The organism is Sphingopyxis sp., from assembly GCF_016463645.1.
Classification (GTDB): domain Bacteria; phylum Pseudomonadota; class Alphaproteobacteria; order Sphingomonadales; family Sphingomonadaceae; genus Sphingopyxis.
Window position 1 is genome coordinate 1 of record NZ_JAEMQX010000048.1, and the last position, 26,899, is coordinate 26,899.

A 26,899-nucleotide genomic window follows, 5' to 3' on the forward strand; every position below is an offset into this window, starting at 1 on the left:
ACGGCACGCGCAAATGGCTGCTCGCCGCCGCCGACGGCCAGGAATATGAGATGGTGTTCATTCCCGATGCCGATCGGGGGACATTATGTGTTTCCAGCCAGGTCGGCTGTACGCTCAATTGCCGCTTCTGCCACACCGGGACGATGCGGCTCGTCCGCAATCTCGGCGCAGGCGAGATCGTCGGGCAGGTACTGCTCGCGCGCGATGCGCTCGGCGAATGGCCGAAGGGAACGATGGCGGGCTTCGGCGCCGATCCCGAGGACGAGGATTTTGACGATGAGGCCGGGCATTATACCGCCGACGGCCGGATGCTCACCAACATCGTGATGATGGGCATGGGCGAGCCGCTCTATAATTTCGACGAGGTCAAGGGCGCGCTGAAGATCGTGATGGACGGCGACGGGCTCGCCTTGTCCAAGCGCCGGATTACGCTGTCGACCAGCGGCGTCGTGCCGATGATGGCGCGCGCGGGCGACGAGATCGGGGTCAATCTCGCGGTCTCGCTCCACGCGGTGACCAAGGAAATCCGCGACGAGATCGTGCCGCTCAACCGCAAATATGGCATCGAGGAACTGCTGCAGGCGTGCGCGGATTATCCGGGTGCGAACAATGCCCGGCGCATCACCTTCGAATATGTGATGCTCAAGGACAAGAATGACAGCGATGCGGATGCGCGCGAGCTCGTCCGGCTGATCAAGCAATATGGTCTGCCCGCCAAGGTCAATCTGATCCCCTTCAATCCCTGGCCCGGCGCGCCCTATGAATGCTCGACCCCCGAGCGGGTGCGCGCGTTCAGCAACCTGATTTTCAAGGCCGGCATCTCGGCCCCGGTGCGCACGCCGCGCGGGCGCGACATCATGGCCGCGTGTGGGCAATTGAAGAGCGCCGCAACCAAGCCGACGCGCGCCGAACTCGACCGCATCGCCGAGGAAAAACAGGCGGCGCTGGGCTGATCGCCCTCGCGCACCGATTTCTCCTTCCACAATTATCGTCGGAAATCCGCGGTTCCGCGGATGTGATTTCGCATAGCTATTCTATACCGTGTGGTAAAAATAACACAGGTAAGAAAATTGTCACATTCTGAACGATCCATTCATTGAAGCGACAGGCGCGAACGCCATTTAGGGGCCGGGCCGCGACCCAAAGGGCGTTGTCCGACCAGAAGCAGAAGGAAAATAACATGAAGAAATTCGCAGTTGCAGCCGCTCTCCTGACGGCCATCGTTGCAACCCCCGCCATGGCCCAGGGCGAAGCCCGCGTCGAAGTGCGCGGCGGCTATGTCACCGGCAGCGGCCTCGACGACGCCACGCTTGGCGCCGCGGCCGGCTATGATTTCGACCTCGGCTCGACGGCGTTCGCCGGCGCCGAAATCGCGGGCGACAAGGTGCTGGTCGACGGCGCCAAGGTCCAGTTCTCGTCGGGTGCCCGCCTGGGTGCCAAGGTCGGCGCCAACGGCAAGGCTTATGTCAACGGCGGCTACACCTTCGGCCAGATCGACGATCCCTATGTCGGTGCCGGCTACCAGCACAAGCTGACCCAGAATGTCTATGCCAAGGCCGAATATCGTCACCAGTTCATCGAGAACTTCGACGATTTCGACACCTTCGCGGTCGGCGTCGGCTTCGCTTTCTGATCCGTTCGGAACAGCGAAACGAAAAGAGAGGGGCGGCCCGCGGGTCGCCCCTTTTCATTTGTGCGCGATCCGGCCACGGTATGCCGATGACGGCATTCGCATATATCGGCGCGGCGCTTGCGGAAATCGCGGGCTGCTTCGCCTTCTGGGCGTGGCTGCGGCTGGACAAGCCGGTCTGGTGGGTGGTGCCCGGAATGGCCTCGCTGGCGCTGTTCGCGTGGCTGCTGACGCTGGTCGATGCCGAGCATGCGGGGCGGACCTACGCCGCCTATGGGGGGGTCTATATCGTCTCGGCGCTGATCTGGCTGTGGGCGGTGGAGGGCGCGAAGCCCGACCGCTGGGATCTGATCGGCGCCGCCGTGTGCTTCGGCGGCGCGGCGATCATATTGTTCGGGCCGCGGGGGAGCTAGCCTGCGTTGGGCAGCGCCTGTTCGACGAGCGGCGCCAAACCTTCGGCTACCACCTTCACCCCCTTGGCATTGGGATGCATATTGTCGCCGAGCATCAGCGCCTTGTCGGTGACGACATTGTCGAGGATGAAGGGGTAGAAGCTGACATCATATTTCGACGCGAGCTCGGGATAGATGGGGTTGAACTTGCCCGCATAGTCGCTGCCGAGGTTCGGCGCCGCCATCATGCCGGTAAGCAGCACGGGAATCCCGCGTTTCTTCAATTCGGCGAGCATCGCGTCGAGATTGGCGCGCGTCTGGTCGGGGCCGATCCCGCGGAGCATGTCGTTGCCGCCGAGCCCCAGCACGACGAGCGCGGGCTTCGCCTTCGCATTGTCGAGCACATAGGTCAGCCGCTGCCGCCCCGCGGCGGTGGTGTCGCCCGAGACGCCGGCATTCTGGACACGCGCGACGACGCCGTCGTCGGTCAGCGCGGCCTGGAGTTGCGGCGCAAGACCTTCCTTCGGGCCGAGCTGGTAGCCGGCGTAGAGGCTGTCACCGAAGGCGATGACGAGCGGTGCGTCGGCGGGGATTGCGGGCGCCGCCTTCGCCGCGACCTTGTCGTTGGTCGAAGCCGGCGGGTTTTCCGCCGATCCGCACGCGGCGAGCGGTTGGCAAAGCGCGATCGCGCAACCATATATCAGCAAAGAGCGCCATCCGGCCGTTCTCATTTCAAAGGGTCCTCTCCTTGCCCGACGCCCAACGACAATCGCCGGACGTGGCGATCGCCGCCCGTAATGTGACGCTCACGCTCGGAAGCGACAAGGCCCCCGTCGAAATTTTGCACGGCGTCGATCTGGAAGTCGACGCTGGCACATCGGTCGCGCTGCTGGGGCCGTCGGGATCGGGAAAAAGCTCGCTGATGGCGGTTCTGGCCGGGCTCGAACGCGCGAATGGCGGCAGCATCAACGTCGCCGGGCTCGATTTTGCGACGATGGACGAGGATGATCTGGCGCGCGCGCGGCGCGGGCGGATCGGGATTGTATTGCAGGCCTTCCACCTTCTCCCGACGATGACCGCGCTCGAGAATGTCGCGGTGCCGCTCGAACTGGCGGGCATCGCCGATCCCTTCGGCCGCGCCGCCGCCGAACTCGAAGCCGTCGGGCTCGGCCACCGGCTGACGCATTATCCCGCGCAGCTTTCGGGCGGCGAGCAGCAGCGCGTCGCGATCGCACGCGCGATGGCGAGTTCGCCCGCAATCATCTTTGCCGACGAACCGACGGGCAATCTCGACACCGCGACCGGGCAAGCGATCATCGAACTGATCTTCGCGCGCCGCGCCGCGCTCGGCGCCACCCTTTTGATCATTACCCACGACCCCGAACTCGCCGAGCATTGCGACCGCGTCGTCGTGATGCACGACGGCAAGATCGAAGAGCGGGCCGCCTGAATGCTCCCGCTCGCCACGCTCTGGCGGATCGCGCGCCGCGACCTTGCAACGCGCATCCGCGGGCTTCGTCTCCTCGCCGTCTGCCTGTTCCTCGGCGTCGCGACGCTCGCGGCGATCGGCAGCCTGACGCGCGGCATCACCTCCGAACTCGAAGTGCGCGGGCAGACGATCCTTGGCGGCGATGTCGAATTCAGCCTGCCGCAGCGCGAAGCGACGGCCGAGGAAATGGCGGGTTTCCGCCGCGCCGGCACGCCGTCCGCCACCGTGCGGCTGCGCGCGATGGCGAACGATCCCGATGGCGAGGCCTTGCTGTCCGAGCTGAAGGCGGTCGATAGCGCCTACCCGCTCTATGGCACGATGCGGCTGGAGAGCGGCGCGCGCCAGGGCCCGCCGCCGCCGGGCGGCATCTGGATCGGCAAGGATCTCGCCTCGCGGCTCGACCTGAAGGTCGGCGAGCGCGTGAAGTTCGGCGAAAAAGGCTTCCTGATCGACGGCGTGATCGCCGAGGAGCCCGACCGGCTGGGCGAAGGCTTCACGCTCGGCCCCGTCGCGATCATCGGACTGGCCGACCTGCCCGCGACGCAGCTCATCCAGCCCGGCAGCCTGTACGAAAGCAAATATCGCGTCCGCCTTCCGGACAGCGCGAACCCCGAAGCGGTCGGCAAGGCGCTGACCGCCGAGTTCCCCGACGCGGGCTGGGACATCACCGACAGCAGCAACGGCGCACCCGGCACGCGGCGCTTCATCGAGCGTATGGGGCAGTTCCTGTCGCTCGTCGGGCTGGCGGCGCTGGTGATCGCGGGCATCGGCGTCGGCAACGGCGTCGCGAGCTACCTCGCGGGCAAGCGTCCCGGCCTTGCGACACTGAAGGTGCTCGGCGCCGACAGCGCTACGGTCGCCCGCATCTATGGCTTGCAAATCCTCGCGGTCGCGGCGGTCTCGATTATTGCGGGCCTGATCGTCGGCGCGCTGGCGCCGGGCGTCATCGGCTGGGTTGCGGGCGACGTGCTGCCGGTCAAACCCGGAGTCGCCATCTACCCGCTGCCGCTCGCGGTCAGCGCCGCCTATGGCTTGCTCATCGCGATCGCCTTTGCCCTGCCCCCGCTTGCGGCGACCCGGCACGTCCCCGCCGCCGGGCTCTATCGTGCGACGGTGAGCGGCGCGGCGCGGATCGACCGGCAGACGATCATCGCGGTCGCCGCGGCGCTTGCCGCGATCATCGCCCTCGCGGTCGGCACCGCGCGTGAGCCGCTCTTCGCAATCGGTTTTATCGGCGCCGCGATCGGGCTGCTGCTTATCCTCGTCGGGCTTGGCTGGCTGGTGCGCCGGACCGCGAGCCGCCTGCCGCGTCCCAAACGCCCGCTCTTCCGCCTCGCGCTCGCGAACCTGCACCGCCCCGGCGCCGCGACCGGCGCGCTGGTCGTCGCGCTCGGGCTGGGCCTCACGCTGTTCGTGACGCTCGCGGCGATCCAGACGAGCATCACCGCCGAAATCCGGTCGACCGTGCCGCAGCGCGCGCCGAGCTTCTTCGTGCTCGACGTGCCGCGCACGGAGACCGCGCGCTTCCGGACGATGGTCACGGCGGCCGATCCCAAGGCCGAGATCAACATGATCCCGGCGCTGCGCGGCAGCGTCACCGAGTTCGCCGGCCAGCGCGTCGACGAACTCGCTGAACTGCCCGAGGGCGCGTGGGTGCTGCGCGGCGACCGCGGGCTGACCTACAGTCCCGTGCTGCCCAACGGCAGCGAGCTCGTCGACGGCCAGTGGTGGGCGGCCGATTACAAGGGGCCGCCGCTGGTCAGCGTCGAACAGGAGGTTGCGGCCTCGCTCGGGCTCAAGATCGGAGATACGCTGTCGGTCAATGTGCTGGGGGTCGAGGTGCAGGCGAAGGTCGCATCGTTCCGCACCGTCAACTGGGACAATTTCGGACTCAATTATGTGCTCGTCTTCTCGCCCGGCACCTTCGATGCGGCGCCGCACAACATGGTCGCGACGGTCGCGGTCGGGCCCGAAGCCGAGACAGACCTGTCGCGCAGCATCCCGCGCGCCTTCCCTTCGGCCTCGCTGATCGCGGTGCGCGATGTCGTGTCGCAGGTCACGACCCTGCTCACGCAGATGAGCCAGGCGATTGCCGCGGCGGCAAGCATCGCGATCCTCGCCGGCATCGCGGTGCTGATCGGCGCGATCGCCGCGAGCCGCGAACGGCGCGTCTATGACAGCGTCATCCTGAAACTGCTCGGCGCCACGCGCGGCCAGATTCTCGGCGCGCAGGGGATGGAATATGCGGTGCTCGCGGCGATCCTCGCGCTACTCGCGCTCGGTCTCGGCCTCGCGGGCGCCTGGTATGTCGTGACCCAATTGTTCGACTTCGACTTCGCGCCCGACCCGCTGATCGTCGGGCTGACTTTGCTCGGCGGCGCGGGCCTGTCGTTCCTGATCGGGATCGCGGGAAGCTGGCCCTTGCTGTCGGCGAAACCCGCGCAGGCGCTGCGCAGCCTCTAGTTCAACAGGCGCACCACCGCCGACACCGCCGCAACGCCGAGCACGACCGCAACCATCGCCTGCCAGATGTGCTGCGGGACGCGGCCGAAAGCGCGCGCGCCGAAATAATTTCCGAACCACATGGGGAGGAAGAGGATGATCGCCATCAGGAACAGCCGCCAGGTGGCGATGCCCAGCCACAAGGAAGCGAGCGTCCCGGCGATGGCGGTCATGAAGAAGATCATCAGCATCGACGCGCGCGCCACTTTCGGGTCGATGCGGCGTCGCAGGTAAAAGGGCACGACGGGAGGCCCGGGCATCGCGGCAAAGCCGGTGAGAATGCCCGACGTTATGCCCGTCCCCGCAACGGCGAGCCTCCCTGGGCGATGCCCCTCGGGCTTTTTGGGCAGGAGGACCGCAACGAAGGCACCGACGGCGGCGAGCGTGATCAATAATCGCGCGATATCGGCGGGCGTCAGGTCGAGCGCATACATTCCGACCGGCGTCGTCGCCATCGCCGCGAGACCGATCGGAAGCGCGGTCTCGCGGTCGGCGTCGGCCATGATATGCCCGATGCCGACGGGCCCGATCAGCAGTTGCAGCAATATCCCCATCACCACCGCCTCGCCCGGCGGAATCAGGAGGCCGAGCAGCGGCACGAGGATGATCGCCATGCCGAACCCGGTCAGCCCGCGCACATAGGCGGCGCCGAAGGTCATGGCGGCCGCGCCGGCGAGCGTCAGCGGGGCGACGCCGACGAGGTGCTGGATATCGATCATGGGCGCGACTCTTTCGGTTTCAGCGTGATCATCCACGCGTCGGGCGGTGTGAGGTAACGAAGCGGCAGGAGGCTGGTCCCCAGCCCCGCACCGACGAAGACGCGCTGGCCATCGTCGTCGATGTCGCCGCACGCGAAACGGTCGCCATAACGCGAGACATAGGTCAGCGCACCGATGAAGGGAAAGCGGATCTGGCCGCAATGCGTATGCCCCGCGAAAACCGCGGCAATGGGGCGCGGCAGGTCGGGGACGATGTCGGGGCTGTGCGTCAGCAGCAGCGGCACCCCGGGACCCAGCCGGTCCATCGCGGCGAACGTCGCGGGCACATCGTCGTGCCCCGAATAATCGTCATCGACCCCGCCGACGATCAGCGGGCCGAGCTTGACGGCTTCATTCTGGAGGACGTGCAATCCGCGCTTTTCGAGTTCGCCGCGCAAGGCATCGGGCCTGAACCAATGGTCGTGATTGCCGGGCGCGACGACGACACCCAGCGGTGCGCGCAATCCGCCCAGTGGCGCGACCACCTCGGCAGGCGTGTAGATATGCGTCGCCCCGCGTCTTTCGCTGACGAGGTCGCCCGCGATCAGCACGAGATCGGGTTTCAGCCGGTTTAGCTCGCCGACGATCCGCGCCAGCCGCGCGGGCGGCATATCGGGACCCGCGACATGCGTGTCCGAGATCAGCAGAATCCTGAGCGGCGGCTGCCCCGCCGGCCAGTCACCAACCTCCACGCTCGCGGTCCGGATCACCGGATCGCGCGTCGCGTTCCAATAGCCCCGGGCAAGAAGCGCCGCGCCGACGAGCGCCAGCAGGAACAGCCAGCGCAGGCGCCGGTGCGCGCGACGCTTCTCTTTCACGCTCAATCGCGCAGGTCGGGCGGGGTCGCCTCAGCCTTCAGCATCGCGATCGCGTCGGCGAGCGGCATGACGCGCTGGCCGTCCTGCCCGAGCGTGCGGATCGCGACAGTGCCTTCCTCCGCCTCGCGTTTGCCGACGACGAGGAGATAGGGGACCTTGGCGAGGCTGTGTTCGCGCACCTTGTAGTTGATCTTCTCGTTGCGCAGGTCGCTGTCGACGCGGATGCCCGCCGCGGTGAGCCGCGCCACCGCATCCTTCGCATAATCGTCGGCGTCGCTGACGATCGTGGCGACCACCGCCTGGACCGGGGCGAGCCAGGTCGGGAAGCGGCCGGCGAAATGCTCGATCAGGATACCGATGAAACGCTCATAGGTGCCGAGGATCGCGCGGTGGAGCATCACCGGGCGGTGGCGCTCGCCATCCTCGCCGATATAGGACGCGTCGAGGCGCTCGGGCATCACGCGGTCGGACTGGATCGTCCCGCACTGCCACGTCCGGCCGATCGCGTCGGTCAGGTGGAATTCGAGCTTGGGTGCATAGAAAGCGCCCTCGCCCGGCAATTCTTCCCAGCCATAATCGTCGTTCGCCATGCCCGCGCGTGCGACGGCTTCGCGAAGCTCGGCTTCGGCCTTGTCCCACATCTCTTCGGTGCCGAAGCGCTTTTCGGGGCGCAGCGCGAGCTTCACCGCATATTTTTCGAACCCGAGCTCGCGGTAGACGCGGTCGAGCAGTTGGCAGAAGGCGCGCACTTCCTCGACGATCTGGTCCTCGCGGCAGAAGATATGGCCATCGTCCTGCGTGAACTGGCGCACGCGCATGATGCCGTGCAGCGCGCCATGCGGCTCGTTGCGGTGGCAGCAGCCCATTTCGGCCATGCGCAGCGGCAGGTCGCGATAGGACTTCATGCCCTGACGGAAGATCAGCACATGCGCGGGACAGTTCATCGGCTTGAGCGCCATCCACTCGGCATCGTCGGAGACGATCGGGCCATCATCCTCGATATTCGGCACCTCGTCGGGAATGACGAACATATTCTCGCGATATTTGCCCCAGTGGCCCGACTGTTCCCACTGCCGGGCGTCCATCACCTGCGGGGTCTTGACCTCCTGATAGGCGGCGCCGTCGATCGCGCGGCGCATATAGGCCTCGAGCTCGCGGTAGATGCGATAGCCCTTGGGGTGCCAGAAGACGCTGCCATGCGCTTCCTCCTGCAGGTGGAAGAGGTCCATCTCGCGGCCGATCTTGCGGTGGTCGCGCTTGGCGGCCTCCTCCAGCCGGACGAGATGCTCGGCAAGCTGCTTCCTGTTGAGCCAGCCGGTGCCGTAGATGCGCGAAAGCTGCGCATTCTTCTGGTCGCCGCGCCAATAGGCGCCCGATACGCGCGTCAGCTTGAACGCCGTCGGGTCGAGCTTGCCCGTCGAGGCGAGGTGCGGGCCGCGGCACATGTCCATCCAGCCCTCACCGCTGCGATAGACGGTGAGTTCCTCGCCTTGCGGCAGTTCGGCGGCCCATTCGGCCTTGAACGTCTCGCCCTCGGCCTGCCACTTGGCGATCAGCTTGTCGCGTTCCCACACTTCGCGCGTGAGCGGGAGGTCGGCGGCGATGATCTTGCGCATCTCCTCCTCGATCAGCGGCAGTTCGTCGTCGCGGAACGGGCCATGCTCGGCAGTCGGCGCGAAGTCGTAATAGAAGCCGTCGCCCGTCGAGGGGCCGAACGTGATCTGCGTGCCGGGAAAGAGGTTCTGCACCGCCTCGGCGAGGACGTGGGCATAGTCGTGGCGGAAGAGTTCGAGCGCGTCGGCCTCGTCGCGGCTCGTCACCAGCGCAAGGTTCGTGTCTTCCTCCAGTGGGCGCATGATATCGCGCAATTCGCCGTCGATCCTGGCAGCGAGCGCGGCCTTGGCGAGGCCGGGTCCGATGTCGGCCGCGATCTCGGCCGCGGTAGTGCCGCGCACGACTTCACGGGCAGAGCCATCGGGAAGGGTGACACGGATCATCTGGGACATCGAAACTATAGCCTTTCTGCGCAAAATTGCCGGGCTCCTTTGCCAGCATGCGATATGGGCGGCAAGGGGCGGATTCACAACAGACTTGCAATGAGATAATGTATCATTATCTGGGTGCGCGAACCCCTCCCGCGAAAGAAACCCGATGTGCCTTCCCGCCGCGCGCCCGCGCCTTGCCGACCTGACCGGACTCGTCCTGTCGCTGACCTGCCTGATCCATTGCCTCACGCTGCCGCTCGCCCTGCTGCTCGCGCCCGCGCTCAGCCGCTGGATCGCGCTGCCCGAGGGGGTTCATGCGGCGATCCTGCTGCTGGCGCTTCCCGCGGCGGTGATCGCGATGCGCGATGGTTGGAGGCGGCATCGGCGGGTAGCACCCGCGATGCTGGCGGTCGCGGGGCTCGGCCTGCTCGCGCTCGGGCTGTCGGCACATGAAGGCTGGATCGCCGCCGCCGATCCCGGGATGGCCGACCGGCTGCTGACCTCGGCCGGTGCGCTCGCGCTTGCCGCTGCCCATCTCGTCAACTGGCGCTGGCGCCACCGTGCCGGCTGGCATAAGCTGCCCGAATGACCGACGCACCCCGCCATCATATCGCCGCGATCCTGCCGTGCAGCGACCTCGACGCCAGCACCGCCTTCTATGAAAGGCTCGGCCTGTCGGTGGTCAGCGATCATGGCAGCTATCGCCTGCTCGAAGACGGCAAGGGGTGGCAGCTTCACCTGACCAATGAATCGGGTCCGACCTGGCCCGAGCGCGACCAGAATCCCTTTGGCCTGTATCTCTATAGCGAGCGCGTCGACGAACTGGCCGAGCGCGTTCGCGATGCGATCCTCGGTCCGGTGAAAGCACCGACGCACAAACCGTGGGGCATGTACGAGTTCGCGCTGTCCGACCCCGACGAGACGCTGGTCCGCATCGGCTGGCCGAGCCGGTTGATCGGCTGAGCGCCGCGCCGACCTTGCGGGACTCGCCCGCCGCCGCTAGGGCGGCGACAGCCGGAAAGGAGCCCATCCATGTTCAAGCGCCTGTTCGTCGACCACCCGAAGAGCGTCGATGAGAATTACATCGAGCATTTCGGCGTCGCGTCGAAATTCGGCGTGACGATGATCTATGGCGGCCTGTGCGCGCTGGTTCATGCCGTCGTTCCCGGCTGGTGCATCACGACGGGCAGCGACACGATCCAGCGACTCAACAAGATCATGGTCGAACAGCGGCGCGCCAAGGGGCAGGCCGTGATGCAGATGAGCACGATCGACTGGGTCATCTGATCCCGGTGGACATCGCCCCCGATTATCTCGACCGTCCGGGCCGCCCGCGGCTCGCCTTTCGTCACATGCCGGGCACTGGCCCGACGATCGTCTTCCTGCCGGGCTATATGTCCGACATGGCCGGCGGCAAGGCGACCGCGCTGTTCGACTGGGCCGCAGCCGAGGGTCACGCCTGCCTGCTGCTCGACTATGCCGGCTGCGGGCTGTCGGACGGACTGTTCGCCGACCAGACCTTGCTCGACTGGCGCGGCGACGTTCTCGACCTGATCGATGCGAAGGCCGAGGGACCGGTCGTCATCGTCGGGTCTTCGATGGGCGGATGGCTGATGCTGCTCACCGCCTTGGCGCTGGTGCAGCGCGACGGACCGGGCCGGGTGGCGGGGCTCGTCGGCATTGCGGCGGCGCCCGATTTCACCGACTGGGGTTTCAGCGACGCCGAGAAGGCGATCATCCTTGCCGAGGGGGCGCTGGTCGAGGAAACACCGTACAGCGACCAGCCCTATGTGACGACGCGCGGTTTCTTTCAGTCGGGCGAAGCCAACCGGCTGCTCGATAGTGAAATCCCCCTCGCCTGCCCCGTGCGCCTGCTTCACGGCGAAGAAGATGGCGATGTGCCGTCCGCAATCAGCCTGCGCCTGTCGGCCGCGCTCGCGAGCGACGATGTGCAGGTAACGCTGGTCAAGGGCGGCGACCACCGGCTGTCGCGCGATACCGACATCGCGCTGCTGGTCGACACGGTCGAGCGGCTCGCAACAAACTAGAGGAACATCATGGCTCGCAGCGATTTCAAATTCAGCGTCAGGAAGCGCGTCCGCTATGCGGAAATCGATGCCCAAGCCGTTGTATTCAACAGCCGTTACCTCGAATATTTCGATATCGGGATCACCGAATACTGGCGCGCCGCCGGAGTTTACGACCAGTGGCCCGCCAATAGCAGCCCAGAGTTTCACGTCGCGCGCGCCGAGGTCGATTACAAGGTGCCGATCCTGCTCGACGAGGAAATCGACATTTGCGTGCACGCTTCGCGCGTCGGCAAAAGTTCGATGACCTTCCTGTTCGAGCTGCACGGCGCGGGCAAGGACGACCTGCGCGCGAGCGGACAGCTCATCAACGTCCACGTCGCCGAGGCGCAGGGCGCGCCGGCTCCGGTGCCCGATGCATTCGTATCCCTGTTCGAAGCGTTTGAAGATCGCCCCCTTCGCGCCTAATATAGGCGCATGACCAGATATCTTCACACGATGATCCGCGTGTCGGATCCCGACGCCACCGTCGAATTCTTCAAGCTGATCGGGCTCGAGGAAACGCGGCGTTTCGACAATGAGGGTGGTCGCTTCACCCTCATCTTCCTCGCCGCGCCCGGACAGGGCGATTTGGCCGAGGTCGAGCTGACCTATAACTGGCCTCCGGCGGACGGCAGCGCACCCGAAGAATATAGCGGCGGCCGCAATTTCGGGCATCTGGCATATCGTGTCGACGACATCTATGCGACGTGCCAGCGGCTGATGGACGCAGGGGTCACGATCAACCGCCCGCCGCGCGACGGCCATATGGCGTTCGTGCGGTCGCCCGACGGCATTTCGGTCGAGCTGCTGCAGGAAGGCCACCTGCCGCCGCAAGAGCCTTGGGCCTCGATGCCCAACACAGGCGCCTGGTAGGAGCCGCGCGATGCCGGGCCTGTTGATCAATATCGACGTGCCCGACCTCGCTGCCGGTGAGCGTTTCTACACCGATGCGCTGGGGCTGACCGCCGCCCGGCGGTTCGACGACGATATCGTCGAACTGACCGGGTGCGAGGCGCCCATCTATCTCGTCGCGAAACCCGCGGGATCGATGATCGGCCCCGACGGCGGCGATTTCCGCCGCTACAACCGGCACTGGACGCCGGTGCATCCCGACTTTTCCGTCGACGAGCTCGATAGCGCGATCGCGCAGGCCTTGGCCGCCGGCGCCGTGCAGGAAGGCGAGACATTGGACCTGCCCTATGGCAGACAGGCGATGTTCGCCGATCCCTTCGGCAACGGATTCTGCCTGATCGAGTTCAACGCGCAGGGTTATGACGCCCTTCTGACCTGAACAGGCGAACCAAGGCCCCGGCGCCGCCGCTCCGTCTTGAAGGGGCGAGACGCTGGAAAGGAGATCATATGGCTGCGCTGGACATCGTCCGTATTCCCGTCCTCAGCGACAATTATGTGTGGCTGGTCCATGATCCCGAAAGCAGCACGACGATGGTCGTCGACCCTGCGGTTGCCGATCCCGTGCTTGCCGCCGCCGCAGAGCGCGGCTGGACGATCACCGATATCTGGAACACCCACTGGCACCCCGACCACACCGGCGGCAACGCGGCGATCAAGGAAGCAGCCAAGGAATGGGGCGGCTGCACGATCACCGGGCCGGCGGCCGAATATGCGCGCATCCCGACGCTCGACGTGCAGGTGAAGGGCGGCGACCGGGTTCGGCTCGGCAATCATGTCGCCGACGTCTGGGACGTACCCGCACACACCGCCGGGCATATCGCGTATCATTTCGCGGAGGACGCAGCGATCTTCGTCGGCGACACGATGTTCGCGATGGGTTGCGGCCGGTTGTTCGAAGGCACCGCCGAGCAGATGTTCGCCAACATGCAGAAACTCGGCACGCTCGACGATGCGACGCGAGTCTATTGCGCGCACGAATATACGCTGTCGAACGCGCGCTTCGCGGTGACGGTCGAGCCCGACAATGAAGCCCTCGCCGCGCGGCTCGCGGCGGTCGAGGCGGCACGCGCGGCAGGCGAGGCCACCGTGCCGACGAGCATCGGCGAGGAGCGCGCCACCAACCCTTTCCTGCGCGCGCCCGATGCCGCCGAACTGGGCCGGATCCGCGCGCTCAAGGACGCGGCATGACGCCGCTTCAGCCCCTATTCATCTGCAAGGGCCATCATGGCCGATCACAAGGAGCAATTTGATGGCGAAGCTGAACCCGATGGCCGCCGCGCTGTTGACCGCGGCCGTGCCGCTGGTTGCCAGCTGTGCGCCCGCCGGATCGGGCGAGCCGGGCGCGGCCGCGCTGACACCGAAACAGGCCGAGCGGCTCGACAAGCAACTCGCGGGCAAGGTTCCGGGCGAACCGATGAAGTGCTTGCCGAGCTATCGCACCAACGAAACGATCCGCGTTTCGGACAGTATCCTGCTCTATCGTTCGGGCAGCAACCTCGTGTATCGCAATGATCTCAAGGGCAGTTGTCCCGGACTCGCGCGCGACAGCGATATCATGGTAGTACGCCAGTTCGGGTCGTCGACCTGCGAAGGCGATTTCTTCCACCTGGTCGACCGGTCGAGCGGAATTCGCGGGCCGACATGTGTTTTTGGCGAATTCGTCCCCTATCGCAAACCGGAGGGGGACGCGGGCTGACCCGAGGGTTCAGCCGCAGGCGGGGCCCGGTTTGCGCCGAGCTCTTCGGGTCGCAACCCCGCCTGCACCGGATGAAATGCCCGCCCCGCTGATGCGGGCGATGGTCACGTCTTGTAGAGCGCCGCGATCTTGTCCCCGTACACCTGTTTCAGGATGTGGCGGCGAATCTTCATCGACGGCGTCATCTGCTCGTTCTCGATCGTGAAGGCTTCGTCGGCGAAGTCGAACTTGCGCACCTTCTCGATCACCGAAAGCTGGCCATTGACGCGGTCGACCGCGGCGCGCAGCGCGGCGCGGAATTTCTCGTGCTCGCGCAGCAGCTTCAGATCCTTGGGCAATCCCTCGGCCTCGGCCCATTCGGCCGCCCATTCGGGATCGGGAACGAGGATGCCGACGAGGTGCGGACGCTTGTCGCCATAGACCATCGCCTGCAAAATCTCGGGCTGGAGCGTCAGCATGCCCTCGACGCGCTGCGGCGAGACATTGTCGCCCTTGTCGTTGACGATCAGATCCTTCTTGCGGTCGGTGATGACGATGCGGCCTTGCCCGTCGATATGCCCGATATCGCCGGTGTGGAGCCAGGGGCCCGCCTCCGGATCGGAAGCGTCGGGGATCAGTACGCGCTCGGTCTCCGCCTTGTTGCGCCAGTATCCCTTCATGACGAGTTCGCCGCGCACGAGGATTTCGCCATCGTCGGCGATGCGCACTTCGGTGTTCATCAGCGGCGGGCCGACCGTGTCCATCTTGATCCCGGCGCTGGGGCGGTTGCAGCTGATCACCGGCCCCGCCTCGGTCTGGCCATAGCCCTGGAGCAGGGTCAGTCCGATCGAGTGGAAGAATACGCCGATCTCGGGATTGAGCGGCGCGCCGCCCGACACCAGCGCCTTCATCCGTCCGCCGAAACGCTTGCCGATCCTGGGGCGGAACAATTTGTCGAGGATGAGGTCGACCGGCCGATCGAGCACCCCCATGCGGCGCTCATAATCCTTTTCGCCGATGCGCAGCGCCTGGTTCAGCATCCAGTTGGCGAGCTTGCCCTGCTTCTCGACCGACTTGATCATCCGCGCGCGGATCACCTCGAACAGGCGCGGCACGACGACCATGATCGTCGGGCGCGTTTCCTCGATATTCGAGACGAGCTTTTCGAGCCCTTCGCTGTAATAGATTTGCGCGCCGACCATGATCGGCAGGAACTGGCCGCCCGAATGTTCATAGGCGTGGCTGAGGGGCAGGAACGAGAGGAACACTTCCTCGTCGCCGATCCCGAAATCGTTGACGAGCACTTCGGCGGCACCCGCCGCATTGTGCAGGATGGCGCCATGATGCTGCATCACCCCGCGCGGCGCACCGCCGGTGCCGCTGGTGTAGATGAGGCAGGCGGTGTCCTCGCGCTTGACGCCAAGGCCGCGCGCCTTGGTCTCCTCGACCCACGCCTCGCCGCCCTCGACGAGCGGCGCCCAGTCGTGGATCGACACTTCGCCCTGCTGGCCGACGCGCAGGCTTTCCATCGTGATGACGATATGCGCCTCGGAGCGCATCACCGCCGGCATCAGCGTCCGCGCGAGCTTCGCGGTCGAGACGATCACCGCCTTCGCGCCGCTGTTGTCGAGGATATGCTGGTGGTCGCGTTCGGTGTTGGTCGTGTAGGTCGGCACGGTGATGCAGCCCGCGGCCATGATACCGAGGTCGGCGATGCACCATTCGGGGCGGTTCTCGCTGACCAGCACGACGCGGTCGCCTTCCTTCAGGCCCAGCTCGCGCAGATTGTGCGCAAGCGCCGATACCTGATTGGCGACCTGCCGCCAGCTCAGCGGCTGCCAGGCGCGATCGGCCTTGCGCCACAGGAACGGGTCTTCGCCGCCGCGCCCCGCACGGTCGAAAAACATCGCGACCAGACTCGGAAAATGATCGAGCTGGGGGTTTACGAGCTTCATTCTGCCTCTCTCCAGGGAGATTTCGTTGTTTCTGTTCTGTTATCGTTGGTTCAATTCTGCGCCGGCGCGCCGTCGATCGACGAGCTGCCGGGACCGCGCGGATCGGCGGCGCCGCGCCAGCCCGCAGCGGTGCGCTCGACCGCGTTGAGCTTCGAGCCGAGGCTGGTCGCGGTGAAGCTGTAGCCGAAAGGTTTCATCTTCGCGGCGATCGCCTTGCCCTCCTCGTTATTCTCGATCAGCACGCCGTCGCGGCCGAAGAAGAGGTTCGGAAGCTCCATCGCCTGCTTGGCATCGAGACCCCAGTCGAGCACGCCGACCAGCACCTTGGTCACATGCATGATGATCCGCTTGCCGCCCGCCGAGCCGACCGCGAGCACGACCTTGCCGTCGGGACCGTAGACGACCGTCGGCGACATCGAGGAGAGCGGGCGCTTGCCCGCTTCGACGCGGTTCGCGGTCGGCAGCCCGCCCTCGGTCGGCGCGAGATCGAAATCGGTGAGTTCGTTGTTGAGGAAATAGCCGTTCGCCATCAGCTGGCTGCCGAAGATGCTCTCGATCGTCGAGGTCATCGAGACGAGGTTGCCGTCCTTGTCGGCGGTGACGAAATGCGTCGTCCCCTGCTCCTCGACCGGCGGCGCGGCGGTGCGCGGCTTTGCGCCCGGCGGTGTGCCGGGTTCGTAGGTGCCGGCGGCGCGATAGGGCGAGATCAGCTGGCGGCGCTGACCGAGATAGCTCTTGTCGAGCAGGCCCTTCACCGGAACGTCGACGAAATCGCCGTCGCCGAGATAGGCGGCGCGGTCGGCATAGGCGAGCTGCATCGCCTCCGAGAGCAGGTGCCAGCTCATCGGATTATCCTTGCCCATCGCCTTCATGTCCCAGCCTTCGATCATGCCGAGGATGCCGAAGACGGTGGTCGCACCCGACGAGGGCGGCCCCATGCCGCACACCTTGTAGATGCGGTAGGTGGTGCAGACCGCCGGGCGCTCCTTCGCCTTATAGGCGGCGATGTCCTTGACCGTGAGCTGGCTCGGGTGGCGCGGGGCATTGGCGACGGCATCGCTGATCGCCTTGGCATTGGCGCCGGTGTAGAAAGCGTCGGGGCCGCGCGCCGCGATCTCGCGCAGCAGCCTGGCATAGGCGGGATTCCTGATCCGCGTGCCGACCGGGGCCGGCTTGCCGTCGACATAGTAGATCGCCTGCGGTGCCGGGAATTCCTTCCACATCGGTTCGAACTCGACGAGCCAGTTGTTGAGCGCGGGGGTGACGATGAAGCCTTCCTCGGCGAGCTTGATCGCGGGCTGGAACAGCGCCTTCCATTCGAGCTTGCCCCATTTTTTGTGCGCCATTTCCATCAGCCGCACATTGCCGGGGACGCCGACCGACAGCCCGCCGGGGATGACGTCCATATAGCCGCGCGCCTTGCCGTCGGGGCCGAGGAAACGATCGGGTTTTGCCGCCGCAGGCGCCATTTCGCGGCCGTCGATCGTCGAGATGCTGCCGTCCTTGGCGTTATGATGCACCATGAAGCCGCCGCCGCCGATCCCGCTCGACTGCGGTTCGACCAGCGTCAGCACCGCGACCATCGCGATCGCGGCGTCGGCGGCGGTCCCGCCTTCGTGCAAAATCTCGCGTCCCGCCTCGGTCGCGCGCGGATCGGCGGACGAGGTGACGCCCTGCGCGAGCGCGGGCGAGGAGACGGTGAGGGAAAGAAGGGCGGCGAGCGGGAGGAATCTTTTCAGCATGGGCGCGACATTGGCGCGCGCCTCGGGTCAGCGCAACCCCGTCAGTGCGCCGTGCCCACCGCATCGGCCACGCGCGCGAAGCCATCGCGCGCGGCGAGCGTTTCGAGGCCGTGCGCGATCCGGCCCGCGAGGCCGGGGCCCTCATAGACCATCGCCGAATAGATCTGGACAAGGCTGGCGCCCGCGCGGATGCGATCCCACGCCTGTTCGGCCGACGCGATGCCGCCCGCCGCGACGAGCGGGAGCTTGCCACCGCTGGCGCCGTGGAAATCGCGGACGCGTTGCAGCGCCAGTCCGGCGAGCGGTGCGCCCGAGAGGCCGCCGGCTTCGCCAGCGTGGCGCGATGCGAGCGCGGGCCGCACGATCGTGGTGTTCGAGACGATGACCGCCGCCAGTCCCTTGTCGAACGCAACGGCGACGATATCGTCGATGTCGGCGGGTTCGAGGTCGGGCGCGACCTTCAGGAACACCGGCTTGGCGCCGCCCGCAGGCTGCGCCGCGGCGACCCCGTCGAGCAACGCTTCGAGCGCGCCCTTGTCCTGCAAGGCGCGGAGGCCGGGCGTGTTCGGCGACGAGATATTCACCGTCAGATAATCGGCGAGCGGCGCCATCGCGGCGGTACCCTTCGCATAGTCGGCGATGCGGTCGGCGCTGTCCTTGTTCGCGCCGATATTGATGCCGAGCGGCACCGGCAGCCCATAGCGCCGAAGGCACGCGATGCGTTCGGCCGCCCTCGCCTGTCCGCCATTGTTGAACCCCATGCGGTTGATCACCGCGCCATCCTCGACCAGCCGGAACAGCCGCGGACGCGGATTGCCCTCCTGCGGCAGCGGGGTCAGCGTGCCGACCTCGACGAAGCCGAAGCCGAAATGCGGCATCGCATGCGCGACGCGCGCATCCTTGTCGAAGCCCGGGGCGAGACCGACGGGGTTCGGGAATTTCAGGCCCGCGAGTTCGGTCGCAAGCGCCAGGCTGGTCAGCGCGCGGCGCGCGCGGGGAAGCGGCTGGAGCGCGCTGAGCGTGAGGTTATGCGCGGCTTCGCCGTCGGTGGCGTGAACGACCGGGCGAACGAGCGCATAGGCGGTATCGGCGAGCGATGCGAAGAGCGACATGGCGCACGCCATTGCGCCGAGCGGAGGCCTATGGCAAGCCCCGGCGCATCGGAAAAACCGGGAGAAAATCGTGTCGCACCTTCGCATCCTCGCTCGCCTGTCCACCGGCCTCGCGCTGCTCGCCGTCGCGGGTTGCGCCCCGGCCGCCGTGCAGGATGCGCCCGCCACCATCACACCGGCTCCCGCCCCCGAAGCCGCGCCCGCCGGGGCCGATCTCGCGCAATTCTTCGAAAATTACGACGCAGCGCAGCTTTCGCTCAGCCCGCAGGGCAAGGCCTATCGCGGCATCCGCGACGCCGATTATGGCAAATGGAACGACGTCAGCGACGAGGCCGCCGTCGCGAGCCAGAAGCTGCAGCAGGCCACGGCGGAAGCCATGCGCGGTAGCTTCGATCCGAAAACCATGTCGGCCGATGACGCGCTTTCGTTCGAGCTGTTCAATGCGCAGGCGGCGCGCGCCGCGCGCCTGTTCCCCTACCGCAACCATGGCTATGTCTTCGACCAGATGAACGGCGCGCAGAGCCAGCTGCCGGCCTTTCTGATCAATATCCACCGCGTCGCGAACGCCGCCGAGGCCGAGGCCTATGTCGAACGAATCCGCGGCCTGGGTTCCGTGCTCGATGCGCTGTCGGCGCAATCGGCAGAGCGTGCGAAGAACGGCGTCCAGCCCCCGAAATGGGTCTATGCCTATCTGGTCTCCGACATCGAGAACCTTCGGAAACCCGACAATGCCGTGATCGAGGATATCACGGCAAAGGTTGGCAAGCTCGATATCGATGCGACGGAAAAGGCGCGGCTGATCGCGTCGGCGAAAGCCGCTTGGGCCGAAAGCGCGGGTCCCGCCTATGGCCGCCTGCTCACCGAGATGAAGCGCCAGCAGGCCAGCGCACCGACGCAGGACGGCATCTGGCGCCTGCCTGACGGCAAGGCCTATTATGAGGCGCTGCTCGCCAATTACACGACGACCGACATGACCGCGGCGCAAATCCACGATCTGGGCCTCGCCGAAGTCGCGCGCATCCATGGCGAGATGAAGGCGATCATGGCGAAGGTCGGCTTCAAGGGCACGCTCCAGGAGTTTTTCGCGCACCTGCGGACAAGCCCGCAATATTATTACACGACCCGCGAGGCCTATCTCGCGGACGTCGATGCCAAAGTGAAGGCGATGGAAGCGCGGCTGCCCGCCTTCTTCAACACGCTGCCCAAGGCGCATCTGCAGGTGAAGGCGGTCGAGGCGTTCCGCGAGAAGTCGGCGGGCAAGGCCTTTTACCAGTCACCGTCGCCCGACGGATCGCGCCCGGGCACCTATTATGTGAACCTTTACGACCTGCGCGACATGTCGAAGACCGAACTCGAGGCGCTCGCCTATCATGAGGGCATTCCGGGCCATCATCTCCAGCGCGCGGTTCAGACCGAGCTGACCGGGCTGCCGCCGTTCCGCCGCTTCGGCGGCTTCACCGCCTATACCGAGGGCTGGGGCCTCTATACCGAGGAACTCGCCAAGGACATGGGCTTCTATACCGATCCCTACAGCGATTTCGGCCGGCTGGGCATGGAGCTGTGGCGCGCGTGCCGCCTCGTCGTCGATACCGGCATCCACGACAAGAGGTGGAGCCGGGAACAGGCGATCCGGTATCTGAAGGACAATACGCCCAACCCCGACGGCGACATCGAAAAGGCAATCGAACGCTACATCGTCTATCCGGGACAGGCGACCGCCTACCTCATCGGCAAGCTCAAGATCATGGAGCTGCGCGGCCGTGCGCAGACCGCGCTCGGCGACAGGTTCGACTTCCGTACCTTTCATGACGTCGTGCTCGAATCGGGGCCGGTACCCCTCGACGTGCTCGAACGGCGCGTCGATGCGTGGATTGCCGCGCAAAAGGGTTAAGCAAATTGACGATTCCCGCTTGACGGGCGCTGCCGAAAGGCAAATGACTGGTCGCATAAGAAGGCAGCTGCAAAAGGCTGTCGGGGTCTGGGTCCATGTCGCAAACTACTTCCTCGCCGGCAGGCGTGGACGGCAGTGCGCCGTTCGAGCTGCATTATTTCCCGCCCGATCCCGATCTGGCGGAGATGGTGTCGAGCTTTTATTTCGCGCGGCTCAACATGCCGCGTTTCGACGAATATGAACGAGCCGACCGCCCGCAATTCCGTTTCGTGACGAATGCCGACGGCGAATATATGTTCGAGGACGGCCACAGCTCGACCGTCTGCCGCGCGAACATCATCGGCCCGACCAGCGCGCGCGTCCGCGCGATCAGCAACTGCCCGGCGCAATTGTTCGGCTTTGGCATGCTGCCCGCGGGCTGGGCGGCGCTGATGGGCGACGACGCCGACAAGCTGACCGATCGCGCGATGGACGCCGCCGACCTGTTCGGGCCGTGGATCGACGAGGTCGCGGCCGCGCTCGAAAGGGCCGCGACGGTCGAGGAAAAGCTGGTCATCGGCAATAATTTCGCGCGCGAGGTGCTCAAGCGGAACGAGCCCGCCCCGATGTGGTTCATCCGTACCGTCGACGGCTGGCTGACCGCGTCGCCCTCGCCGCAAGTACCCGAACTGGTCGAGGCGACCGGCATGTCGATCCGCTCGGTCGAGCGGATGACGAAGCATTATTACGGCCTGTCGCCGCGCATGCTCGCGCGCAAATATCGCGCGGTGCGCGCCGCCTCGGCGCTGGCCCGCGGCGAAGGGCTGGACGCGACGCAGCTCGGCGATGCCTTTTACGACCAGTCGCACCTGATCCGCGAGATCAAGCGCTTCGCGGGAGCGACTCCCGGCCAGCTCGGCAAGCCGACAAGCTATACCGAGGCGACGACCAAGGGCCGCAAGCAGCTTGCCGGCAAGGTCAGCCCGCTCGTCTCCGAGACCTGAGCCGCCGTTAACCTTCGAAAATTATCTGTCCCGTCGTTTTGGCGTTTTCATCCAATCGCGAATCATCGCGGGGGCATAATTCACCCCTGCGACCCAGAAGAGCTCATCCTCTGACGAGGACTTGAGACCTTCATCTTGGCACTCATTTGGCTTCGGCCGGATGGGTGCCTTTTTTTTGGCCGCAAAGCTATGCGGGCGGCTTCGATCTTGCACCGCATGGGCCGACCCCCTATGTAAGTGGAGTAATTTACTCCAGTTAAGAATCGTTCGCAATTGCGACGGAAAATTATATGCGCCTGTCGAACCTTGCCGATTATGCCGTGGTGCTGATGAGCGCCGCCGCCCGCCAGTGCGGGTCGGTGCCGATTCACGCCGGCATGCTCGCCGAGCAGACGGGCATCCCGGGGCCGACCGCGCAAAAGCTGGTGAGCGGGCTCGCGCGCGCGGGCCTGCTCGTTGCCTCGCGCGGCAGCGGCGGCGGAGTCCGGCTTGCACGGCCCGCGGCGGCGATCAGCGTCGCCGATATCATCGAAGCGGTCGAAGGACCGATCGCCCTCACCGCCTGCGTCGCCGAAGGCCGCCATGATTGCTCGCTCGAAGGAAGCTGCAAGGTGCAGCCGCACTGGGGCGTCGTGAACGGCGCGGTGCGCGGAGCGCTGGCGGAGATCAGCTTGGCGAGCCTCGCCGCGGCGCCGAAACCGACATTCACCAAGCCCGCACCCGCAATGGCCGGCGACGAGATCAGAATATGACCGACAGCACCGATACCCCCGTCAAGGATCAGGCCGCGCACGACGCCGCGGCGAAAGTCGCCGATTATGAGCATGGCTGGTCTTCGGCGATCGAGACCGACTTCGCACCCAAAGGGCTGACCGAGGATACGGTCCGCTTCATCTCGGCAAAGAAGAACGAGCCCGAATGGATGCTCGACTGGCGGCTGAAGGCGTTCCGCCACTGGCAGACGATGGAGACCCCCGATTGGGCGAAGCTCAACGTCCCGCCGATCGACTATCAGGACGCCTATTATTATGCGGCGCCCAAGGCGAAGCCGAAACTGTCGTCGCTCGACGAGGTCGACGCCGAAATCCTCGAGGTCTACAAAAAGCTCGGCATCCCGATCGAGGAGCAGAAGGTGCTCGCGGGCGTCGAGGGCGCGCGCAAGGTCGCGGTCGACGCGGTGTTCGACAGCGTCAGCGTCGCGACGACCTTCCGCGAGGAATTGAAGCGCGCCGGCGTGATCTTCCTCTCGATCAGCGAGGCGATCCGCGAATATCCCGAGCTGGTGAAGAAGTGGCTCGGCAAGGTCGTGCCGATGCACGACAATTATTTTGCGACATTGAACTGCGCGGTCTTCTCGGACGGGACGTTCGTCTATGTACCCGAGGGCGTGCGCTGCCCGATGGAGCTTTCCACCTATTTCCGCATCAATGCCGAGAATACGGGGCAGTTCGAGCGGACCTTGATCATCGCCGACAGGGGCGCCTACGTCTCCTACCTCGAAGGCTGCACCGCGCCGATGCGCGACGAGAACCAGCTTCACGCCGCGGTGGTCGAACTGGTCGCATTGGACGATGCCGAGATCAAATATTCGACCGTCCAGAACTGGTACCCCGGCAACGCCGAGGGCCTCGGCGGCATCTATAATTTCGTGACCAAGCGCGCGCTCTGCCAAGGCAAGCGCAGCAAGGTGTCGTGGACGCAGGTCGAGACCGGCTCGGCGATCACCTGGAAATATCCGAGCTGCGTGCTGAACGGCGACGACAGCGTCGGCGAATTCTATTCGGTCGCGGTCACCAACAATTTCCAGCAGGCCGACACCGGCACGAAGATGATCCACAATGGCAAGCGCACGCGCTCGACCATCGTTTCCAAGGGGATCAGCGCGGGCCAGTCGAACAACACCTATCGCGGCATCGTGCGGGTGGCGCCCAATGCCGAGGGCGTGCGCAACTTCACCCAGTGCGACAGCCTGCTGCTGGGCAGCACGTGCGGCGCGCACACCGTCCCTTACATCGAAGTCCGCAATCCCACGGCGACCGTCGAGCATGAAGCGACGACGAGCAAGATCAGCGACGACCAGCTTTTCTACGCGATGCAGCGCGGGCTGGGGCAGGAAGAGGCGGTGGCGCTGATCGTCAACGGCTTTGCCAAGGAAGTGCTGCAGCAACTGCCGATGGAGTTCGCGGTCGAGGCGCAGAAATTGCTGGGGATCAGCCTTGAGGGGTCCGTTGGATGAAGGAACGCTTGACCGTAATCGCCGTGATTGCGTGGAGTCTTGCTTGCCTAGGCTTCTTCCTGATCGGCGAAGCGTATTTTGATCCGTCCGGCGAACATGGTTTGGCCGGGCAGACTTGGTTTGTCGGTCTTCAGTGGCTCGCACTGGTGGGTCCGATAGCCGGCACCTTTCTCGCCAATCGAATTTTAAACCACTCTTTGAAGAATCATGATGCTCAAAATTGACAACCTCCACGCCACCGTCGCCGACAAGCCGATCCTCAAAGGCCTCTCGCTGGCCATCAACGCGGGTGAGATCCATGCGATCATGGGCCCCAATGGCGCGGGCAAGTCGACGCTGTCCTATGTCCTCGGCGGGCGCCCCGGCTATGAGGTCACGGAAGGGTCGGCGACCTTCGAAGGGCAGGATCTGCTCGACATGGATCCGCACGCGCGCGCGGCGGCCGGGCTGTTCCTCGGCTTCCAGTACCCCGTCGAGATTCCCGGCGTGTCGAACGTCCAGTTCCTGCGCGAGAGCCTCAACGCCCAGCGCAAGGCGCGCGGTGAGGAGCCGCTGTCGGGCGGCGACTTCCTGAAGCTCGCGCGCGAGAAGGCGGGGCTGCTCAAGCTCGACATGGACATGCTCAAGCGCCCGGTGAACGTCGGCTTTTCGGGCGGCGAGAAGAAACGCAACGAGATGGTGCAGATGGGCATCCTGGGTCCCAAGCTCGCGATCCTCGACGAGACCGACAGCGGCCTCGACATCGACGCGCTGCGCGTCGTCGGCGACGGGATCAATGCGATCATGCGGCGTCCCGACAAGGCGGTGTTGCTGATCACCCATTACCAGCGCCTGCTCGATTATGTGCAGCCCGATTTCGTGCATGTGCTGGCGGCGGGCCGCATCGTGAAGTCCGGCGGTCCCGAACTGGCGCTCGAACTCGAACGCGAAGGCTATGCGGAGATCGCGGCTTGAGCGTGAGCACCCTTCCCACCCGACGCGACGAAGCGTGGCGGTATAGCGACATCGACGCGGTGACCGCGGCATGGCCGTTGCCCGCGCCCGAGAGCATCGTCGTGCCCGCGGGCGGCGACTTCAAACGCGCGATCGTGCAGGATGAAGGCGCAATCCGTCAGATCGAGATGAGCATCGGCAAGGGCGCGACCGCGTCGCTGCATGTGCTCAACATCGGCGGCGCTTACGGTCGCATCGAACTCGATGTGACGCTGCACGAGGGCGCCGACTTCCATCTCGGCGCGGCGCAGATCGGCGGCGGCGCGCAGACTCTCGAGATCGTCACCACGGTCACCCATGCCGAACCCGGCGCGACATCGCGGCAGATGGTGCGCTCGGTGCTCGGCGGGACCGCCACCGGCACCTATCTCGGCAAGGTCGCGGTCGCGCGCGATGCGCAGCAGACCGACAGCGAGCAGGATGTGAAAGCGATGCTGCTCGATCGCAGCGCGACCGCCAACGCCAAGCCCGAACTCGAAATCTTCGCCGACGACGTCAAATGCGCGCATGGCTGCGCGATCGGCGAACTCGACGGACAAGTGCTCTATTACCTCCAGTCGCGGGGCCTGCCGCCGGCCGAGGCGAAGAAGCTGCTGCTGCAGGCGTTCGTCGCCGGCGTGTTCGACGGCGCCGAGGATGAGGAGCAGTTGCAGGCGCTGGCGCTCGCGAAGCTGGGGGAACTGGTGTGAGCACCGCGACCGCCCTCCGCACCTTCCCCGACGTCCGCGCCGACTTCCCCGGTCTGACGCCCGGCTGGCACTATCTCGATACCGCCGCGACGGCGCAGAAGCCGCAGGCGGTGATCGACGCGACGGTGAACGCGATGGGGCGCGACTATGCGACGGTGCATCGCGGCGTTTATGCCCGCTCGGCCGACATGACGCTCGCCTATGAAGCGGCGCGGCGGCGGATCGCGGCGTTTATCGGCGCGAAGGAAGAGCAGGTCGCGTTCGTGCGCGGCGCGACCGAGGCGATCAACCTCGTTGCCTATTCGCACCCGAAGAAGGGCCGCGTGCTGCTGTCGGTGCTCGAGCATCACAGCAATATCGTGCCGTGGCAGCTTGCCGGCTGGCAGGTCGATGTTTGCCCGCTGACCGAAGACGGGCGCATCGACCTCGACGCCGCCGAAAAGCTGCTCACCAGCGAACACACGATGGTCGCCTTCGCACATGTCTCGAACGTGCTCGGCAGCCCGCTCGACGTCGCGCGCGCAGCCGAACTGGCGCACCGCGTCGGTGCGGAGCTGCTGGTCGACGGCTGTCAGGCCATGCCGCGGCTTCCGGTCGACGTCGCGGCGCTCGGCTGCGATTATTATGCCTTCTCGGGGCACAAGCTCTACGGCCCCACCGGCGTCGGCGTTTTGTGGAGCGACAAGCTCGACACGCTGCCGCCGTGGCAGGGCGGCGGATCGATGATCGATCGCGTGACGTTCGAGAAGACGACCTATGCCCCCGCCCCCACGCGCTTCGAGGCGGGCACTCCCGCGATTATCGAGGCGATCGGGCTCGCGGCGGCGGTCGACTATGTCTCGGGCGTAGGAATCGATGCGATCCACGCGCATGAATGCGCGCTTGTCGGCAACCTGCGCGAAGCGCTCGCGCGCAAGAACAGCATCACGCTTTTCGGCCCTGACGACAGCGCCGGAATCGTCAGTTTCGCGATGGCGGGGGTTCATCCGCACGACATCGGCACTATCTTGGACGAAAGCGGGGTCGCGATCCGCGCCGGGCACCATTGCGCGCAGCCGCTGATGGAGC

General features: G+C 65.9%; 29 protein-coding genes. 22 read left to right on the forward strand and 7 right to left on the reverse strand.

Annotated features, from left to right (window positions below; genetic code table 11):
• The 3 genes from rlmN to JHC57_RS11635 all read left to right on the forward strand — a co-directional run.
• A partial coding sequence (gene rlmN, locus JHC57_RS11625) for a 23S rRNA (adenine(2503)-C(2))-methyltransferase RlmN (protein WP_294030175.1) occupies positions 1 to 953 on the forward strand: 953 nt, incomplete at its 5' end.
• A 227-nt stretch (positions 954 to 1,180) separates the two neighbouring features.
• Positions 1,181 to 1,633: an outer membrane protein gene (locus tag JHC57_RS11630; RefSeq protein ID WP_294030176.1), complete on the forward strand. Its 453-nt coding sequence runs from the start codon at positions 1,181 to 1,183 to the stop codon at positions 1,631 to 1,633.
• Between the two features lie 86 nt (positions 1,634 to 1,719).
• Complete coding sequence (locus JHC57_RS11635) at positions 1,720 to 2,043, forward strand: YnfA family protein (RefSeq protein WP_294030177.1); 324 nt, start codon at positions 1,720 to 1,722, stop codon at positions 2,041 to 2,043.
• On the opposite strand, the gene JHC57_RS11640 is transcribed toward JHC57_RS11635, so the two are convergent.
• The gene (locus JHC57_RS11640; protein ID WP_294030178.1) at positions 2,040 to 2,753 is read right to left on the reverse strand and encodes an arylesterase; all 714 of its coding nucleotides are present in this window, start codon (positions 2,751 to 2,753) and stop codon (positions 2,040 to 2,042) included. The two genes, JHC57_RS11635 and JHC57_RS11640, sit on opposite strands and share 4 nt — an antisense overlap.
• 47 nt (positions 2,754 to 2,800) lie before the next feature.
• Between JHC57_RS11640 and JHC57_RS11645 the strand changes: the two genes are divergently transcribed.
• Positions 2,801 to 3,472, forward strand: coding sequence for an ATP-binding cassette domain-containing protein (locus tag JHC57_RS11645; protein ID WP_294030179.1), 672 nt, complete (start codon positions 2,801 to 2,803; stop codon positions 3,470 to 3,472).
• Positions 3,473 to 5,974 carry an FtsX-like permease family protein gene (locus JHC57_RS11650; protein ID WP_294030181.1) on the forward strand — a complete coding sequence of 834 codons (2,502 nt, stop codon included), beginning with the start codon at positions 3,473 to 3,475 and terminating at the stop codon, positions 5,972 to 5,974.
• Here JHC57_RS11650 and JHC57_RS11655 read toward each other — a convergent pair.
• Genes JHC57_RS11655 through thrS form a run of 3 tightly spaced genes read right to left on the reverse strand, consistent with a single transcriptional unit; the run spans position 5,971 to position 9,595 of the window.
• The gene (locus JHC57_RS11655; RefSeq protein ID WP_294030182.1) at positions 5,971 to 6,732 is read right to left on the reverse strand and encodes a sulfite exporter TauE/SafE family protein; all 762 of its coding nucleotides are present in this window, start codon (positions 6,730 to 6,732) and stop codon (positions 5,971 to 5,973) included. The two genes, JHC57_RS11650 and JHC57_RS11655, sit on opposite strands and share 4 nt — an antisense overlap.
• Entirely contained in the window at positions 6,729 to 7,589 is an 861-nt protein-coding gene (locus tag JHC57_RS11660; protein ID WP_294030183.1) for a metallophosphoesterase, read from the reverse strand. Before JHC57_RS11660 ends, JHC57_RS11655 begins: the two co-directional genes overlap by 4 nt.
• A 2-nt stretch (positions 7,590 to 7,591) precedes the next feature.
• Positions 7,592 to 9,595: a threonine--tRNA ligase gene (thrS, locus tag JHC57_RS11665; protein ID WP_294030184.1), complete on the reverse strand. Its 2,004-nt coding sequence runs from the start codon at positions 9,593 to 9,595 to the stop codon at positions 7,592 to 7,594.
• Between the two features lie 145 nt (positions 9,596 to 9,740).
• On the opposite strand from thrS, the gene JHC57_RS11670 reads away from it, so the two are divergent.
• From JHC57_RS11670 to JHC57_RS11710, 9 genes are all read left to right on the forward strand, one after another.
• Positions 9,741 to 10,163: a MerC family mercury resistance protein gene (locus tag JHC57_RS11670; RefSeq protein WP_294030185.1), complete on the forward strand. Its 423-nt coding sequence runs from the start codon at positions 9,741 to 9,743 to the stop codon at positions 10,161 to 10,163.
• Positions 10,160 to 10,537, forward strand: coding sequence for a VOC family protein (locus tag JHC57_RS11675; RefSeq protein WP_294030187.1), 378 nt, complete (start codon positions 10,160 to 10,162; stop codon positions 10,535 to 10,537). Before JHC57_RS11670 ends, JHC57_RS11675 begins: the two co-directional genes overlap by 4 nt.
• Before the next feature lie 69 nt (positions 10,538 to 10,606).
• Positions 10,607 to 10,861, forward strand: coding sequence for a DUF6356 family protein (locus tag JHC57_RS11680; RefSeq protein ID WP_294030188.1), 255 nt, complete (start codon positions 10,607 to 10,609; stop codon positions 10,859 to 10,861).
• Positions 10,858 to 11,622, forward strand: a complete 765-nt coding sequence (locus tag JHC57_RS11685; protein WP_294030206.1) for an alpha/beta hydrolase — start codon at positions 10,858 to 10,860, stop codon at positions 11,620 to 11,622. The genes JHC57_RS11680 and JHC57_RS11685 overlap by 4 nt, the downstream gene beginning before the upstream one ends.
• A gap of 9 nt (positions 11,623 to 11,631) precedes the next feature.
• The gene (locus JHC57_RS11690) at positions 11,632 to 12,069 is read left to right on the forward strand and encodes a thioesterase family protein (RefSeq protein WP_294030189.1); all 438 of its coding nucleotides are present in this window, start codon (positions 11,632 to 11,634) and stop codon (positions 12,067 to 12,069) included.
• Between the two features lie 9 nt (positions 12,070 to 12,078).
• A complete protein-coding gene (locus tag JHC57_RS11695) occupies positions 12,079 to 12,516 on the forward strand; it encodes a VOC family protein (RefSeq protein WP_294030190.1) in 438 nt (145 codons plus the stop codon).
• A gap of 10 nt (positions 12,517 to 12,526) precedes the next feature.
• The gene (locus tag JHC57_RS11700) at positions 12,527 to 12,934 is read left to right on the forward strand and encodes a VOC family protein (protein WP_294030191.1); all 408 of its coding nucleotides are present in this window, start codon (positions 12,527 to 12,529) and stop codon (positions 12,932 to 12,934) included.
• Positions 12,935 to 13,002: 68 nt separating this feature from the next.
• Positions 13,003 to 13,743 carry a hydroxyacylglutathione hydrolase gene (gene gloB, locus JHC57_RS11705; RefSeq protein WP_294030192.1) on the forward strand — a complete coding sequence of 247 codons (741 nt, stop codon included), beginning with the start codon at positions 13,003 to 13,005 and terminating at the stop codon, positions 13,741 to 13,743.
• Between the two features lie 61 nt (positions 13,744 to 13,804).
• The gene (locus JHC57_RS11710; protein WP_294030193.1) at positions 13,805 to 14,251 is read left to right on the forward strand and encodes a hypothetical protein; all 447 of its coding nucleotides are present in this window, start codon (positions 13,805 to 13,807) and stop codon (positions 14,249 to 14,251) included.
• A gap of 104 nt (positions 14,252 to 14,355) precedes the next feature.
• On the opposite strand, the gene JHC57_RS11715 is transcribed toward JHC57_RS11710, so the two are convergent.
• Genes JHC57_RS11715 through JHC57_RS11725 form a run of 3 tightly spaced genes read right to left on the reverse strand, consistent with a single transcriptional unit; the run spans position 14,356 to position 19,039 of the window.
• A complete protein-coding gene (locus JHC57_RS11715) occupies positions 14,356 to 16,185 on the reverse strand; it encodes a long-chain fatty acid--CoA ligase (RefSeq protein ID WP_294030194.1) in 1,830 nt (609 codons plus the stop codon).
• A 50-nt stretch (positions 16,186 to 16,235) separates the two neighbouring features.
• A complete protein-coding gene (gene ggt / locus JHC57_RS11720; RefSeq protein ID WP_294030195.1) occupies positions 16,236 to 17,927 on the reverse strand; it encodes a gamma-glutamyltransferase in 1,692 nt (563 codons plus the stop codon).
• A 41-nt stretch (positions 17,928 to 17,968) separates the two neighbouring features.
• Positions 17,969 to 19,039 (reverse strand): quinone-dependent dihydroorotate dehydrogenase, encoded by a 1,071-nt coding sequence (locus JHC57_RS11725; RefSeq protein WP_294030196.1) that lies wholly within the window; start codon positions 19,037 to 19,039, stop codon positions 17,969 to 17,971.
• A gap of 70 nt (positions 19,040 to 19,109) precedes the next feature.
• On the opposite strand from JHC57_RS11725, the gene JHC57_RS11730 reads away from it, so the two are divergent.
• The 8 genes from JHC57_RS11730 to JHC57_RS11765 form a co-directional block, all read left to right on the forward strand.
• Positions 19,110 to 20,930 carry a DUF885 family protein gene (locus JHC57_RS11730; protein ID WP_294030197.1) on the forward strand — a complete coding sequence of 607 codons (1,821 nt, stop codon included), beginning with the start codon at positions 19,110 to 19,112 and terminating at the stop codon, positions 20,928 to 20,930.
• 95 nt (positions 20,931 to 21,025) lie between these two features.
• Positions 21,026 to 21,913 (forward strand): helix-turn-helix domain-containing protein, encoded by an 888-nt coding sequence (locus tag JHC57_RS11735; protein ID WP_294030199.1) that lies wholly within the window; start codon positions 21,026 to 21,028, stop codon positions 21,911 to 21,913.
• Between the two features lie 290 nt (positions 21,914 to 22,203).
• The gene (locus JHC57_RS11740) at positions 22,204 to 22,665 is read left to right on the forward strand and encodes an SUF system Fe-S cluster assembly regulator (protein WP_294030200.1); all 462 of its coding nucleotides are present in this window, start codon (positions 22,204 to 22,206) and stop codon (positions 22,663 to 22,665) included.
• The gene (gene sufB, locus JHC57_RS11745; RefSeq protein WP_294030201.1) at positions 22,662 to 24,149 is read left to right on the forward strand and encodes a Fe-S cluster assembly protein SufB; all 1,488 of its coding nucleotides are present in this window, start codon (positions 22,662 to 22,664) and stop codon (positions 24,147 to 24,149) included. The genes JHC57_RS11740 and sufB overlap by 4 nt, the downstream gene beginning before the upstream one ends.
• Positions 24,146 to 24,373, forward strand: coding sequence for a hypothetical protein (locus JHC57_RS11750; RefSeq protein ID WP_294030202.1), 228 nt, complete (start codon positions 24,146 to 24,148; stop codon positions 24,371 to 24,373). The genes sufB and JHC57_RS11750 overlap by 4 nt, the downstream gene beginning before the upstream one ends.
• Positions 24,360 to 25,103 (forward strand): Fe-S cluster assembly ATPase SufC, encoded by a 744-nt coding sequence (sufC, locus tag JHC57_RS11755; RefSeq protein ID WP_294030207.1) that lies wholly within the window; start codon positions 24,360 to 24,362, stop codon positions 25,101 to 25,103. The genes JHC57_RS11750 and sufC overlap by 14 nt, the downstream gene beginning before the upstream one ends.
• Entirely contained in the window at positions 25,100 to 25,831 is a 732-nt protein-coding gene (locus tag JHC57_RS11760; protein WP_294030203.1) for a SufD family Fe-S cluster assembly protein, read from the forward strand. Before sufC ends, JHC57_RS11760 begins: the two co-directional genes overlap by 4 nt.
• Positions 25,828 to 26,899 (forward strand): cysteine desulfurase (locus tag JHC57_RS11765; protein WP_294030204.1); only part of this gene is annotated, 1,072 nt, incomplete at its 3' end. The genes JHC57_RS11760 and JHC57_RS11765, both read left to right, overlap by 4 nt.